11 protein-coding genes are annotated in these 14,998 nt (G+C 43.6%); 2 read left to right on the plus strand and 9 right to left on the minus strand.

What is annotated here, in order from left to right:
- The first annotated feature begins 204 nt into the window (after nt 1–204).
- Together T530_RS0105045 and T530_RS0105050 are read left to right on the plus strand one after the other, a co-directional pair.
- Complete coding sequence (locus T530_RS0105045; RefSeq protein ID WP_081773668.1) at nt 205–1,230, plus strand: tetratricopeptide repeat protein; 1,026 nt, start codon at nt 205–207, stop codon at nt 1,228–1,230.
- Nucleotides 1,231–1,359: 129 nt separating this feature from the next.
- Nucleotides 1,360–1,605, plus strand: coding sequence for a TIGR03905 family TSCPD domain-containing protein (locus T530_RS0105050; RefSeq protein WP_027728095.1), 246 nt, complete (start codon nt 1,360–1,362; stop codon nt 1,603–1,605).
- Between the two features lie 97 nt (nt 1,606–1,702).
- On the opposite strand, the gene T530_RS0105055 is transcribed toward T530_RS0105050, so the two are convergent.
- The 9 genes from T530_RS0105055 to T530_RS0105095 form a co-directional block, all read right to left on the minus strand.
- Nucleotides 1,703–2,881 (minus strand): phosphoribosylaminoimidazolecarboxamide formyltransferase, encoded by a 1,179-nt coding sequence (locus tag T530_RS0105055; protein WP_027728096.1) that lies wholly within the window; start codon nt 2,879–2,881, stop codon nt 1,703–1,705.
- Nucleotides 2,882–2,957: 76 nt separating this feature from the next.
- Nucleotides 2,958–3,695, minus strand: a complete 738-nt coding sequence (locus T530_RS0105060; RefSeq protein ID WP_027728097.1) for an IMP cyclohydrolase — start codon at nt 3,693–3,695, stop codon at nt 2,958–2,960.
- Between the two features lie 104 nt (nt 3,696–3,799).
- Nucleotides 3,800–4,702 carry a glycerol-3-phosphate acyltransferase gene (locus T530_RS0105065; protein ID WP_027728098.1) on the minus strand — a complete coding sequence of 301 codons (903 nt, stop codon included), beginning with the start codon at nt 4,700–4,702 and terminating at the stop codon, nt 3,800–3,802.
- A gap of 70 nt (nt 4,703–4,772) precedes the next feature.
- Nucleotides 4,773–6,875, minus strand: a complete 2,103-nt coding sequence (locus T530_RS0105070; protein ID WP_027728099.1) for a methyl-accepting chemotaxis protein — start codon at nt 6,873–6,875, stop codon at nt 4,773–4,775.
- Between the two features lie 80 nt (nt 6,876–6,955).
- Nucleotides 6,956–8,305, minus strand: coding sequence for an MATE family efflux transporter (locus tag T530_RS13580; RefSeq protein WP_038073791.1), 1,350 nt, complete (start codon nt 8,303–8,305; stop codon nt 6,956–6,958).
- A 95-nt stretch (nt 8,306–8,400) separates the two neighbouring features.
- Nucleotides 8,401–9,858, minus strand: coding sequence for a tRNA uridine-5-carboxymethylaminomethyl(34) synthesis GTPase MnmE (gene mnmE, locus T530_RS0105080; RefSeq protein ID WP_027728100.1), 1,458 nt, complete (start codon nt 9,856–9,858; stop codon nt 8,401–8,403).
- Nucleotides 9,859–9,871: 13 nt separating this feature from the next.
- Nucleotides 9,872–12,241, minus strand: coding sequence for a putative glycoside hydrolase (locus T530_RS0105085; RefSeq protein ID WP_027728101.1), 2,370 nt, complete (start codon nt 12,239–12,241; stop codon nt 9,872–9,874).
- Nucleotides 12,242–12,429: 188 nt separating this feature from the next.
- Nucleotides 12,430–13,857, minus strand: coding sequence for an HD-GYP domain-containing protein (locus T530_RS0105090; protein WP_027728102.1), 1,428 nt, complete (start codon nt 13,855–13,857; stop codon nt 12,430–12,432).
- The gene (locus tag T530_RS0105095; RefSeq protein WP_027728103.1) at nt 13,844–14,989 is read right to left on the minus strand and encodes a hypothetical protein; all 1,146 of its coding nucleotides are present in this window, start codon (nt 14,987–14,989) and stop codon (nt 13,844–13,846) included. The genes T530_RS0105090 and T530_RS0105095 overlap by 14 nt, the downstream gene beginning before the upstream one ends.
- Nucleotides 14,990–14,998 lie beyond the last annotated feature (9 nt).

The following is a 14,998-nucleotide window of genomic DNA, read 5'->3' on the forward strand; positions in this document are numbered from 1 at the left end:
AATCCTTGCGGCTTGCTCAGGTCGGGTGTTACGCGGCTCGGTACCCTCGGCGTCCTCACTTCGTTGCGGTCGCTTGCTTCGCAACCGCTCCATACCCTTGCGCGGTTTACCAATAGAAAATATTGCTTAAATAAAGTAAAGTTGTCGGTGTAAAATAATGTTAGACTGACAAGCCAATGGGCTGTTTAAGCAAGGAAAAGAGAAATGAAAAAAATTGTATTATTTTCGATTATATTAATGAATGTTTGTATATGTTGTTTTGCTAAAAACAAAAATTATACAATTGATAAGTATGAAGAATTAGACAAAAGTGAACAATACAATTCAATTATTGCTTCAATAAAAGAAATAGATGAATCAAACTATTCCGCTTCAGAATATTATTATTTAGGGCTTGCTTATTTCAGATTGGAAAATGATGCTGAAGCTCAAAAGTATTTAAAAATTGCAATACAAAAAGCATCGAATTTCGCTGCAGCATATTATTATCTTGCAGGAAGTTGCTTTTATACAGAAAAATATGATGAAGCTATATCATATTATGAGAAATGCATTGAACTTGATAAAAAGCATTCAAAAGCATATAAAATGCTTGGAGTAATTTATGAAAATTCAGGAGAATATAATAAAGCACTCACGAATTATTCAAAATTTTATGAAATAGAAAAATCTTCAGATGCTACATACAGAATGGCTTATATTCTTTATGAAATGAAGGAATATAAAAAAGCAAAACCATATGTAGAAGAATATTTAAAATATGATAACAATTCATTTTCCATGAATAACCTGATGATTCTTATTTTATATTCTCAAGGTGAATACAAAAAAGTAAAACAATATGAAGATCAGATAAAAAATGTATGGAAAAATTCAAATGACGAAAGTATAAAAAGACAAAATTTCTTTATAATACACTCTTTTGAGTATAACGGATTTAATGTAGATGTATATGAAAAGTTTGATCAGAGTGGAGATTTTTATTATCCGTTGACCTGCAATGTAAAATTAAATAATAAAATAATAAAAACAGTAAATCTAGAATATGATACTGTTACAGCAGAATTCGGACATCCATATTTATTGGGTATTGATGAAATAGAAACAAACACACACAGAACAAGTGAAATTGGTTTTAAGGTTTATCCTGAATTTGATGTTTTTATAAAATATGTAAAACAAGTTTTAGATAATAAAGTATATTTTGGTGCTTCAAGCAGCTATAATTAAAAAACAGTCTAACATGCACTTCAAATCGGATGTCGGGTCAAGCCCGCCACCGTTTAAGCGCGTAGTTATGTGGACGCCCGCACTGGGGCGCTCCAGGATAAGATATATTATGGAAAAGGAAAAATCTCTATGAAAGAAGTAACTTATAAAACATCCGGCGTTTGTGCCAGAGCAATTCATTTTACACGCAATGATGACGGAACTATAACTGACGTAAGTTTTGACGGCGGCTGTAACGGAAACTTAAAGGCTATTTCTAAACTGGTAGACGGCATGAAGGCGGAAGAAATTGCTGCAAAATTAAAAGGAAATATCTGCGGCTTTAAGCATACCAGCTGTGCAGACCAGCTGGCAAAGGCACTTACAGAAGTGTAAGAGTCGGCAAGCATAGCTTGCCTCTGAGGCGATTTATCGATAAAGCTAAAACAGCCCGCTGCCGCAGCCTGTTTTTTAACGCTTTTTCGATTTTAGCCTAATGATGGAACAAACGGATTCCATTAAAACACATTGTCATGTTGTAGTCGTCGGCGGCCTGGATTACCAGGTCATCGCGAACTGAGCCGCCTGGCTGAACAACAGCGGTTACACCAGATTTGTGAGCGCGCTCGATGTTGTCGCCGAACGGGAAGAAGGCATCGCTTCCAAGGGCAACATTTGTGTTTTTGCTGATCCATTCAGCTTTTTCTTCGCGGGTAAATACGCTTGGTTTTACCTTGAAGATGTTCTGCCATTTACCTTCGGCAAGAACGTCCATATATTCTTCACCAATGTAAACGTCAATGGCATTGTCGCGGTCAGCGCGTTTAATGCCGTCTACAAACTGCAGACCCAATACTTTTGGCGACTGACGAAGCCACCAGTTATCAGCTTTCTGACCTGCAAGGCGGGTACAGTGAACGCGGCTCTGCTGTCCGGCACCAATACCAATTGCCTGTCCGTCTTTTACAAAGCAAACTGAGTTAGACTGTGTGTATTTCAAAACAATCAGGGAAATGATGAGGTTGCGTTTGTCATCTTCGCTCAAAGTTTTATTCTTTGTAACGATGTTTGAAAGAGCCGACTGCTCATCAATTTTAAGGAAGTTGTGTCCCTGTTCAAAAGTTACGCCGAATACCTGCTTCTTTTCGAGCTCGGCAGGCTGGTAGTTTGCATCAATCTGAATTACAAGATAATTTCCGTTTTTCTTAGCCTTGAGGATTTCCAAAGCCTTGTCTGAATATGAAGGGGCAAGAACACCGTCGCTAACTTCTTTTTTAATCAAAAGGGCAGTAGCTTCATCACACTCATCAGAAAGTGAAATAAAATCACCAAATGAACTCATACGGTCAGCACCGCGTGCACGGGCATAAGCGCAGGCAAGAGGAGTAAGCTCAACGCCGTCAGTAAAGTAAATCTGCTTTAAGGTGTCGCTAAGTGGAAGTCCAACAGCCGCACCAGCTGGGCTAACGTGCTTAAAGCTTGTTGCTGCTGGAAGTCCTGTAGCTTCTTTAAGCTCTTTTACAAGCTGCCATCCGTTAAGTGCATCCAAAAGGTTGATATAACCTGGTCTTCCGTTCAAAACTGTAATTGGAAGGTCGGTTCCGTCATCCATAAAAACCCGCGCCGGTTTCTGGTTCGGGTTGCATCCGTATTTAAGTTGTAATTCGTTCATGGTAGGAAGATTATAAGAAAAACGCGATTTTTTCAATCAGAGTGAAGAAATTCACCCTGATTGAAGTTTGACAGGCTTATTTATTTTTGTTGATGATTTTCTCTTCGTATTTGTCTGTAGCAATTTCTATGAAGCGTACGAAAAGTGAAACCTTGTTGTCTTCATTTAGTGAAGCCCAGAGTTTATCTGCAAAGGCATTGATGTCTCCGCCCTTTGCATCGATTGTAACTTTTACAGGCTCGCCGCTAAAGCTTGGAAGAGGATTTCCGTCACCCTGGTAAGTGTGGATGTAGCGTCCTTCACCGGCTGTAGGATTATCATAATCAAAAGTCTGGCGCAAAGTGCAGTCAGGATTTCCGTCATCGCTCTTAAGAATCGAAAGCGCGTAGCGGAGTTTTCCGCCCTCTGTATCAAGAAGGCTTGAAATGCGAGGAGTATAGTTTGGAGCATCGTGCTCGTACTTGCGGCTCAGAAGTGACTGTTCAAAAGAAAGGCCTTTTTTCATGCCGTCAAAAATTGTGTCAGTCTGGTCACCGTTTGTAACGATTGTCTTGCTTCCAAGCTGACGTACAGCTGCATAAATGATAAGGCTTGGGTCACCGGCAATCAAACTTGGGTCAAATGCCTTTGTGCGGATAACTTCACTTCCGTTCTCGTCTTCTACAACAAAAATACGGTTGCGGCTTCCTGCAGAGCGTCCCATAGTCCAGTAAGCGCTAACAGCATATTTACCGTCTGCACTGAGTCCGGCAACAATTCCACGACCAGGATAGCTTACGCTTCCTGCCTCTTTGTACAAATCAACAGCTTTCATTTTGTAACTCCAGAATGTGTGTCATTATCGGGCTAGACCCGATAATCTTTTCTGCAAGTATACATGTATAGTTTGTCGTGTCAAGCACGACAATGACAAAAGTGTTATTTGCGGCTTGCTTCAACCTGATTATGAATTTCGTCCAAAACTTCCATTACATGGTCGATTGTCTTCTGCTTTGGATCAGGATCATCAGCCGGAACTTTTGCAAGAACTTCGTTACGGAACTGCTTACAATTGATAACTGGGCTTGCTGTTAAAGTTACAGTATCCTGCTCACAAATATCAGAAAGCATATCATCAGGGCTTTCAGGGTTAATTCTGAGGGCATTTCCGTTGATTGAAACCAGAATCATGCAGTCAAAAAGACGAAGGTAGCTGTCGATTTCACGAAGTCCGCGTTTTGTTTCAGGTTTTCCCGGGCGATAGCGTGTGCCGCTTGGGAATACAAGAATTACCTGACCGCGCTTTTTACAGCCGTCCATTGCCCGCATTGCAGCAAAGTTAATTTTGCGCGCTCTCTGTTCTTCGGCTGCCAATTCCTCTTCGCTTACTTTCTTGTCTTCAAGTGCATTAAGACTGCGGGTAGGGTAAATTACAACGCGTGTAAAGCCTTCTGTAAATGCGCGTACAGCAGGGCTTGCTTCATTAAGCTTCATTCCGGCAACAGCAACGATACGTGAAGCAAAATCCTTTGCCCATGGTTCGCCCTGTTTTTCCAGAAGATAAAGAATTGCAGGCAAATCAAGATTTGTATAATGCTCCATAAGGATAAGTCCTGATTTTCCTTCCTTTGTTACAGCGTCATAAAAAGCTTTAAAATTTTCGATGTTTCCCAAACCTGAATCCGGCTTAAAATTGTCGTCCAGAAGTTTGTACATGTATTTGCGTGAATCAAGATTTGCTTCTTCGTAAACCTTTGTTTCATCGATTTTTGCAGCTGCTTTAGAAAGTTTCATGATTTCAGCAAAAACGCTGCCGTATTTTTCTTTTAAGGTCTGACCCATTACTATCCTCTTATAAAAAGTGAATGAATTATAGCACTTTTGCTTTATAAAAAAAACTATTTATTGAAATTTACACCTTAAACAAATCAATTTCACCACCAATCTTATCAATAGAACTGTTCATAACTCCAGAAATCTCTGAAAGGGCAGTTCTTGTTTCATGGATTTTTTTGGCGCCGATAGACATCTCGCTTATGCTGTCCTTAATTTTTGCAGTGGCATCCTGAAGGCTCTGAACTTCATTAAGAATCTGCTTGTTGCCCTGTTCCATTTCGGCAGATGCAGTGCGGACTTCCTGAGTACTGTCATTCATCGTGTGAAGGGCGTCACCTATCTGCTGGCTGCCGACCTGCTGCTCTTCCATTGCCCCCTTAATCTGGCGGACAAGCTCATCCGTTTCGTGGATTTTGTTCGTAACAGCCTGGAAGGCCTCGCTTGATTCAACAGAAGCCGCAACAACCGCCTCAATTGAAGTACGGATATTTCCAAGCTGAACTCCGATATTCTTTGACTGGTCGCTTGAATTTTCAGAAAGCTTACGGATTTCATCTGCAACAACGCTGAAGCCCTTTCCTGCTTCACCGGCATGAGCGGCTTCGATTGCGGCATTCATGGCAAGAAGGTTTGTCTGCTCGGCAATTGCAGAAATAACGGTGTTTGCATCCTGAAGCATTTCCGACTGCTCTTTAATCTGCTCGATTTTGCTGTTTACATCCTGCTGTTTTGCAGAACCGTTCTGAGCGTTCAGTTCAAGCTGTTCAAAAGAAACTGCCATTTTTTCTACAGTCTGATTAACGCTGGAAATATTTCCAATCATCTCTTCAACGGCAGCAGAAGCCTGAGAAACCTGAGAAGTCTGATTTTCAATCATTCTTTCAAGGGAAGTGATATTTGACGCAATCTGATTGATTGCGCCGGCAGTTTCATCAACGCTGCCCGACTGATTGATAATCTGCTTATTTACGCTTTCGATGTTTGCAATAATTTCGGTGATTGAAGCGGCTGTATCCATAGTGATGTCATTCATGTCGTTGCCGGCACCCTGCAAATCACTTTTGGAATTCTTAATCTGGCTGATAATCGAATGAAGCTTTTCAGTAAAGCCGTTAAAGCCTGTTACAACGTCGCCTACCTCGTCTTTAGAAGAAACCGAAAGACGCTGGGTCAAATCCGCATTTCCAGAAGAAATCTCTGTAATAGCGGCCTTTAATCTTCTGAGCGGTCTGATAGAAAGTCTGATTACAATGCCGACTATCGAAATGAAGATAAAGGTCATGATAATTACGGCAATGATAATAGAAATAATCAGCGGTCGAAGGCGTTCCTGGAAATCTGAAAATGGAACCGAGCAGGCTGCAATCCAGTTTGTATTAGGAATGCGCTCAAATACCGACATCCATTTTTTGCCGTTATCAACATAAACATCGCTGCCGGTAACGCCAGAAAGCATGAGGCTGAGGTGGTCTCCAAGTGAAGTTCCCTGAGTCTGCTTTTCTATGGCGCCGACATCCTCAACGCCAACTTTCCAGTGGTCTTCATTTGCAAGAGTAATTTTTGTAGCCGCACTGATTACATAAGGATTTCGTCCCTTTGACATTGGGTGTTCAAGACACAAATCACTGAGACTGAAACCATTTACCCTACAGTAGACAATGTTAATTACATTGTTAGAAAAATCTTTTACAGGGTAAGAATATACCATATAGACTTCCTGTGTTTTTGAATCAACCGTTGGGTCAGTAATGGCAAGACCTTCTTTTACAGTCTTGGTGAAATATTCTTCTGAGGCGGCCGAGAAAGAAAGTCCATCTTTTGCAATTCCATTTCCCTTCATATCAAGAACAGCTACATCAAGATAGTTTTTATCAAGAGAAATTGCCGTGCGGACAATGGTATTTTTTTCTTCCAGTGAAACAGAAGGGCTTCGTAGTTTTTCATTGAGGGCGAGAGTCTGCAGCATTCGGATTTCGCGCTGATTGTTTGTATCCATATCCTTTGCAACAGAAGAAACAGAATGAAGCAAATCTTCATACATCATCTCCTGCAGGGCTCCAGAAGATTCCTTGCTGACAAGAATTCCCAGTATAAAATTGGATAACACAGTTCCGATTAATACAGTAAAAATAATCTTAAAACTAAGACTTGACGTGAGTTTCTTAAATGGATTTTTCAAGGGCGTCTCCAGTAAAAATTATAATATTACATTATAATTTTACACCAAAAACGCCAGAATGCCAGTTTAAAATTTTACCCCTAGCGAATCAGAGATTTTGTCATCCATCGCTTGCTGATCCAGCGGAATACCATCACGATTCCTCGGGTAGTTTCGTCAAGTCCTATTCCAAGCCAGCAGCCCGCAACGCCCCAGCCCAGCTTGAGTCCTAAAAGCCAGCTGAGGAAAACCATAATGCACCAGTTGGAGAACATTCCGTACAAAACCGGGAAGCGGATATCGCCGGCCCCCTTGAGTCCGCCAATCCAGATCAAATTGAGGGAACGGCCGAATTCAACGAGGATAGAAAGAACAAGAAGTCTTCTTACAAGTTCAAAAACCTCCGGCTCGCGGGTAAAAAGATGAATAATAGGTGTGTGAAACAGATTGAAAAGCAAAATCAGCGAAACTGAAACCGAAGTTGCAACTGCTGACCAGCCGAACATTTTTTTGTAGGCAATCTGGCTTTCTCCGGCGCCAACGTAGTAGCCCGCCTTAATCTGGCAGGCGGCACCCATTCCGATTGCAACGATGTAAACGTACTGGCAGATTGAGCGGGTGAAAACCTGAGCCGACATTGCGTAAGTTCCAAGCGTAGAAATAATCGCCATGATAACGATTTGTGAAAGGTTGTAGGAAAGACTTTCGCTGGCAGTTGGAATGCCGACAGAAAGAATGAGCTTGTAATATTTTGCCGTAGTTTTTTTCCAGGCGCGAAGGTCAAAGCAGACATCCTGCTTTCTGCGGATAATATGCTGAAGAATGATGCAGGAAACAATCATTGATACAAGAGAAGCACCCGCAACACCCTTTACGCCCAAAATCGGCAGTCCGAAGAAACCGTAAAGAGAAAGAGCGTTACCAACAACGTTGATAATATTGGCTATAATTGTTACATACAGCGCTTCCTTTGTGTGACCATAGCAGCGTAAAATTGCCGACTGCAAAAGGCTGAGGGCATTAAAAATTGCACCAAAGCCGCAGAAAATCACAAAATACTCGTGGGCGGCAGTGCGAACCTCATCTTCCAGAGTGTAAAGAGAAAGAAGCTTGCCGGTGCCGGTAAAAACTGCGATTGTAAGGAGAACTGCAACCCCGCTTATCATTGCGGTACTTGCGCAGGAAATGGCGTTGAGCTCTTCCCGCGATTTTTCCGCCCCGATAAACTGAGCCAGAACGATAGAAGTTCCGGTTGCAATTACGCTGAAAAGCAGCAGCAAAAAGAAGTTATACTGAGCCATGAGTCCGACGCCTGCAACCGCAGTTCCTGAGTAGGAGCTGAGCATGATTGTGTCTGCCGAAGCAACAAGGATTCGGAAAAGCTGTTCGAGTACCAGCGGAAGGCAAAGCTTTCGCATTGGCAGAGCGCCCTTTGATATTTTGTCTGACATGTTAGAGTCCTCCTAGGCTCAAGCTTTGCGAAGCAAAGGTTGTTAGCACGGTTCGGTTCATCCGGAAGTTGGTGTTTGCCTTACGACCGTGCGTATTACTTACCCACACAAAAGTTTGCGAAAATACTTCCAAGCACATCGTCCGGGGTAATCTGGCCGGTTACTTCGGCAAGGCAGTCCAGAGCCTCTTCCAGATCCTGAACAACGGCGTCCAGAGTGTAGTTATCGTCAGCAGAAACCAGCGCGTGTTTAACGTTTTCCAGAGCCTCGGCAACAGAATCCCGCTGGCGGGCCGAGCCAAGTCCAGCCTGTTCGCGGTCGGTAGTCAGTCCCGAAGTTAGGATTTTTGTGATGTGGGCAAAGAGTAAAGGGATGCCCGTGCCAGTTTTGGATGAGATTTGTACCTGGAATACAGAAGGAGGGATACCGATAATCGAAGAAGCGTTAAGACCGACAGTCCGTTGCGACTGTCGGTTAGCTTCATCGATAGAAAGGTTCGGCAAGTTATACTTGCCGTGCTCGTTATTTTCCACCTTATCGCTCTTTGTCCAAACGACAATAAGGGGCTCCTTGCAATTTTTAATGAAGTCCTCGTCTTCCGGGGTCGGAGTTGTTGTGCTGTCTATAAGGTAAAGAACTACGTCAGCGTCGCTGGCAAGGTTCCGGCTGAGTTCAACGCCCTGAGCTTCAATTACATCGTCAGTTTCGCGAAGGCCTGCGGTATCAAAAAGACGGACAGGAATTCCGTTAATACTTGCCCAGGATTCCAGCCAGTCTCTGGTAGTTCCTTCTATATCACTTACGATTGCACGTTCTTCCTTCAAAATTGCATTGAAAAGCGAAGATTTTCCTGCATTTGTGCGGCCTGCCAGAACTACGCGGGCACCGTCCTGATAAAGCTTTTCGCCCTTCCAGCTGTCTGCAAGAATCTGCAGGCGGTCGCGGGCAAGTTCAATGTCCTTGCGGTCAAAGGTGTCGGCAATTGTTTCTTCATCTTCCGGGTATTCGATTTCTACTTCAATTGCGGCAAGAGTGTCCACAATCAGCTTTTTAATGCTGTCGATTTCTTCAAAAAGGGAGCCCGAAAGGCGGCCGACGGCGTGACTGCGGCCTGCATCTGTGTGGCTGTCTATAATTTCTTTTACGGCTTCTGCCTTTGTAAGGTCGGTTTTTCCGTTGATGTAGGCGCGGAAGGTGTATTCACCGCGCAAAGCCTGGCGGAAGCCGCTTTTTAGCATGAGATTCTGTATTGCAGTGACAACGGCAGGGCCTCCGTGGCAGAAGATTTCAACCATGTCTTCACCGGTGAAGGATTTTGGAGCCCGGTAAACGGCCAGCATAACCTCGTCGATTTTTTTACCATTATCAACAATCCAGCCGTAAACCAGCGTATTGCCCGGGGCATCTAAAAGTGCCTTAGGGCGTGAAAAAACTTTACTTACAAGCTGAATGCAGTTCTTGCCGCTGACACGAACAATGCCCAGAGCTGCGGGAGCCAGGGCAGTTGCGATTGAGGAAATTGGTTCTTCTGGTGTGTATGAGCCGATTGTCATGCAGCCATTTTACTTACTTTGACTGCAAAATGGGAAGAGCCGGAGTCATAAGAAATGGAAAATAACCGCCTTTTATGTCTTCTTCCAGGGACTGAGGCAGAATTGTATCCAGAATCGAAAGACCGGTGTCCACGAACTTTGGTTTTTCGGCAAGTCCAAGGGCTGGCTTTGGTACAGTTTCTGCGGCCTCAGGAGTTTTTCCAACGTAAGGCTCGCTGCCTACGTCCGGCGGAGTTGTGGTGTAGTCGCCGCCGTTGTTCCAGCACATGTAGCCGCGGTTGATTGAGTCGCGGGTTCCGTAGAATTCGCGGCGGATGTAGTCAGAGTTGTAGTAGAGGCGGTCATAGCTTACGCCCAGGTAGAAGCTCTGAATCCATGGGCGGATGATAGCACGGTTGCGGCACAAAATTGTATTGCGGTAAGAGCCGTAATAGTAAATGCGGTAAGTGCGGTCTTCTGCCGGCGGATAGTTCATGAAGGTCTGCTCGAAGTGGCTCGGGTAGAACATTGGGCCGATTACGTCAACGTATTCTGCCAGCATTTCGGCGTCCTGGCCTGTGCGGGTACCTGAGCGGTACCAGCCGTTTGCACCGTAAATGTCGATGCCGATTGGCGCGTCGATGTTTTCGCGGGCGTATGAGAGGAAGCTGATGAGGGCACTTTCCTTGTCCATGCCGGGAGACTTCCAGCGGTAGGTGGCGTTGCCCAAATTGAGGCCGTCTGTCGGGAAACGGATATAGTCGAACTGGATTTCGTCAAAGCCGCGTTCAATAAGTTCTTTTGCAACTTCGATATTGTATTCCCAGACTTCTTCTGAATATGGGTCTACCCAGTTTTCGTCGTAATAGCCCATCTGCTGCTCGCCGGTCGGGTTTCCTTCTTCGTCCAGAACATCTTCCATGCCTTTTGTTCCAAGCCAAGGCTTTTTAAGCTTGTAATCCCAGACTGCATATTTTCCGCCTGCGTAAGAAGCCAGTGAGCGGTCTTTAAAGGTTACGATGCGGGCAACCATGTAGATATTTTCTTTTTTGAACTGGCTGATAAAATCATCCAGATTGATTGCGTACATTGAAGTTTTTGCTTTTGCCAGTACGTCAGGATTTTTTGAATCGTAGCGGAGAAGTCCGTAATCATCTTTCATATCGATTACAAGTCCGTTCATATGGCGGTCTTTTACTGCGCTGATGTACTTGTCGATTCCAGCCTGATTGCGGCACTGGTAAGCCGAAGCGTAAATGCACTTGCGGCCGTTTGCAACTTCTGCGTATGGGGAGTTTACAGTGCCAGGATAAAGGAGCCAGAGCTCGTTGAGCAGAATGCCTTTTGCAAAGCCGCTGCGTCCTGTCGGAATCCAGGCAGTGTTTATCATGCCGGGCACTTTTGAAAAGGCTTCGTTCCATTCGGCAAAGCGGGCTGGTACACCCGGCGAGGTCAAAGATTCAATATCAACTGAGCCGAAGCCTTCCAGGGTTGAGTAAAGAATTACATTGTCTATAGAAGTAAGTCCGTCGATTGTTGCGGCTGGAGTTTCGCCCCTGTAAATGAGTTCAGCCCGCATTGCGTCCCAGTTGAAGCGGTAAAGGCGGGGCAGATAAGTCTGGGAAATATAGATTTCTGTGAAAACTGAACCGTCTGCACGGGTGCGTATAATAGGGAGAATGTCTGCAATTTCGTCCGGAGAGCTGAGTGACGGCATGATTTCAAAGCCGGCAGATACGTCGTTCCAGGCTGGATTTTTTCTGTCCGGGAAAATATAACTGAGGCCGAAAATCGGGTGGCTCATAAATACGACAGTTTCGCCCTGAATTGTGGCAACGGCAACTGCTTTTATGCCTGGAGTATTACGGCTAGTTGAGCCCAGTGACTTCCAGGAATGACCGGCGTCTGTTGAATAGAAAACATTGTCTTTTGTGGCAGTTACAAGCTGATTGTTGTTAACCGGGTTTACGCAAATATCCTTAAGCTCCTGAATTTGTTTTTCAAGCGAGGTCTCTTTATCCTTGTATTTTTTGATTGTCAGGAAGGATAGTCCGTTGTTTCGCTCTTCAAAATGTTCCAGGTCTGAAGTGAAGATTATGCCTTTGGAAGTTCGCATAATCCAGGCCGGGGCAGGGTGTTTTTTTTCTGTTGCAACATGGATTTGAATTATCTGGTCTACGCGTCCCTCAGTCCAAAGCGGAATGGCGCTGTTATTTGAGGTGATTTTGAAAAGTCCGTTGTCGGAACCTACGATGAAGTGTGAAAGGGTAGAATCTTTTTCGTTTATTGAGAGGACACGGTCTGGTAACTGATAGAGAGGTTTTACGCTCTGGGAAGAGGAGTCCTGTGCGAATGCTGGTACGTTTATAAATAATAAGCCGAGTACAATGAGTAGTATAGTCATATTCATTGTATCGGCAAATAATTTCGTTAGTTAAGTAAAAAAAATGGCAAAACCTTACGCAAAGAACCGCATTTTGCTACGCCGAGAACGCTGATTGGAAATTATTATACATTTCCAGCGTTCAATGATTCGCAAAACGCGAACCTTTGCTCCGGTTTTGCCTTTACCAAACTTCAGCTATTTTTTTCCTATACAATCTGCTCCAGAACGTCTACAACTGTCGGATCGTAGAACTGTGGCTGCTCGCGGAGTTTTGCGATTGCAGTTTCCTTATCCATTGTTTCGCGGTAGTTTCGCTTACTTGAAAGTGAAACGAAAGATTCTGCAACGTGGATGAGGCGGGCAATAAGAGGAATCTGGTCGCCCTTAAGTCCGTTTGGATAACCTGTACCGTCCATATTTTCGTGGTGCTTCATTGCAGCGTCTTCGAAAACTTCCCAGAATTTCTTTGGTACGAATTCGAGGTGCTTTTCTGAAAGTTTTACGTGCTCTTTGATAGCCTCTTTCTGCTCGTCAGTAAGGTTTGTTGCGGCAAGAAGTTCAGGGTCAATTCCAAGGAAGCCGGCATCGTAAATCATTGCGGCGCAGAAGTTAAGCATTGCCATTCCCTGTGGAAGTCCGAGTGCCATCGAAAGTTTGTAAACAAGTTCGCTGACGTTTTTAGAATTGTTCTTGCGGCCTGTAGCAGAATCGATTTTTGAACCGATTTCCTCACATTTAACTGCAAGCTGTTTAAGTTCTTCCTGATCTTCTTCGGTGAACTCTACGTCTGGAAGGCCGGTTGCCGGTTCCCAGGTAGAAGCGCCCGCAATTCTCATTGTAGGATTTGAACCGTAAATGTCTGTAATTCCGCCCAGCATGATGCGGTTTGTCTGATTCTGATTTGCAGCCAGCATCTTGAAGGCCTGAACATACTGGGCCTGCTGAACCTGCTGAGCCTTAAATCCTTTGCGAACAACAATTACGATGAGGGCAACAATAATGAGAATCAAAAGAGCAATTCCGACAATTGATAAAGTCAGAACTTTTGTCGAGCGTTTTGTTTCTTCGGCATTTTCTGAGAAGGCTTTTCCAAGGTTAGAGAAGCCTCTTTCAAAGCTTTCCTTAAATTCAGCCTGATTTTTGTTGCTTGCTTCAATCTGCTCGCGGATTGCATTTGTCTGCTCGGCATTTGCCTCTTTCTGTGCTTCAATCATCTGGTCAAACTGCTGCTGCTGACGGGCGCGGTCCTGAGCTTTTTCTGTAGTAGTTACCTGCGCTTCAATCTGGCGGGCAAGTTTTTTAATCTTTGCGTTTTCGATGTTAGGGTAACGTTCAAGATTTGTCTGCACTTCGATAAATGCCATTTCATCATAACTGTTCAAAAGCCGCTGCAATTTTTCTGCATAAACGGTGCGCGCAAAATAAAGAACATTTGCCTGTGAAGCTTCATCTTTTGCTACTGCAAGAGCCTGGTTTACATATTTGTAAGCCTCTTCAATGTTTTCCTGTTCGTAGGCAGCTTCAGCCTTGTCAAGAAAGCGTAAAGATAAATCTGTTGTAGCCGCAAAAGCAGTGAATACAAATGCCACAAAACTGAGAGAAAGAATGATTTTTTTAAGCTTATTTTCCAACATTTTCAGCTCCAATTGCAAGAATAATATTAGCACGGTTTTCAATACTACCGTCTTTTAAGAATAATCTGTCTTTTAAACCTGCATTAAATGTAAGTTTAACTTGATCTATACTTGTGAACGGAATAGAAAGATTTGCTCCCGCTCCTAAAGCCGCAGTTATATCGCTATAAAAGAGATGCGCCGGATAGTAATCCAGATTCAAAGTAAAGGCTGCCGGTCCGATTGGCAGACGTTCCAGCTGTACTCCCAGAGTCGGCGTATAAAAAGCATCAACTACTTTTTCTGTTTTTGGAGAATCATTTGATTTTCCAGTCTTAAGGGCTGTAAATCCGCCACGAATAAAGAAGTACTTAAATGATTTTGCCGGAGCCACTTTTCCTAAAATATCAAGATCAAGGAAGAGAGGTACTTTTGAATCTCCGCTGCCCAAGTCAAGGAAGCGGAAATCAAGACCAAGGTCTGTTCCCACGATTACGGAACCTACATCACGGTCGTAGGTGTAGTTTAAAGCGATACCATAATTGAGGGCATTTACGCCTGAATTCTGTTCTGTAAGAATTGAAACGCTGGCAAGTCCCAAACTTGCATACCAGCCTGAATCTTTTGTGCCGTTATCTTTTCCGGAAATGTAAACAGCTCCTCCGCTGGCAGTTTTTGACGAAACATACTGCTTATCAACACTGGCGCGTTTTGATTCTTTTTCCTTTTCAATGCGGGCAGCTTCCTTCTGACGGAGTATTTCCTGCTGTTCTTCATATTTTTTCTGATCTTCGTAAGCGTCCTGAATTGAAGAGTACATTTCAACTGCGCGATCGTTATCAAGGTTGTTTTCAATAACAATTTCAGTAGCAGTCATGGCAAAATCATAATCATTTGCAACAATCAGACGGCGGATTTTCTTTTCTGTGTAATTTTCTATTAAATAGTAGAAACGGTCATTCTGATTTTTCTTAAGAAGAGCGTTAAGTTCTGCTTCAGATTTATTTGCAAAAATTGTATCTATCTGTTTGTAAATTTCACTTATATATTCTTCGACCGCAAATGCACTGCTTCCTGCAGCAAAGAGAATGCTAATCGCTATTATAAAAACCTTTATCTTTCGTCTCGTACTTCTAGCTATATTTTCTATCATATTAAAAAC

The organism is Treponema sp. C6A8, from assembly GCF_000619925.1.
Taxonomy (GTDB): Bacteria; Spirochaetota; Spirochaetia; order Treponematales; family Treponemataceae; genus Treponema_D.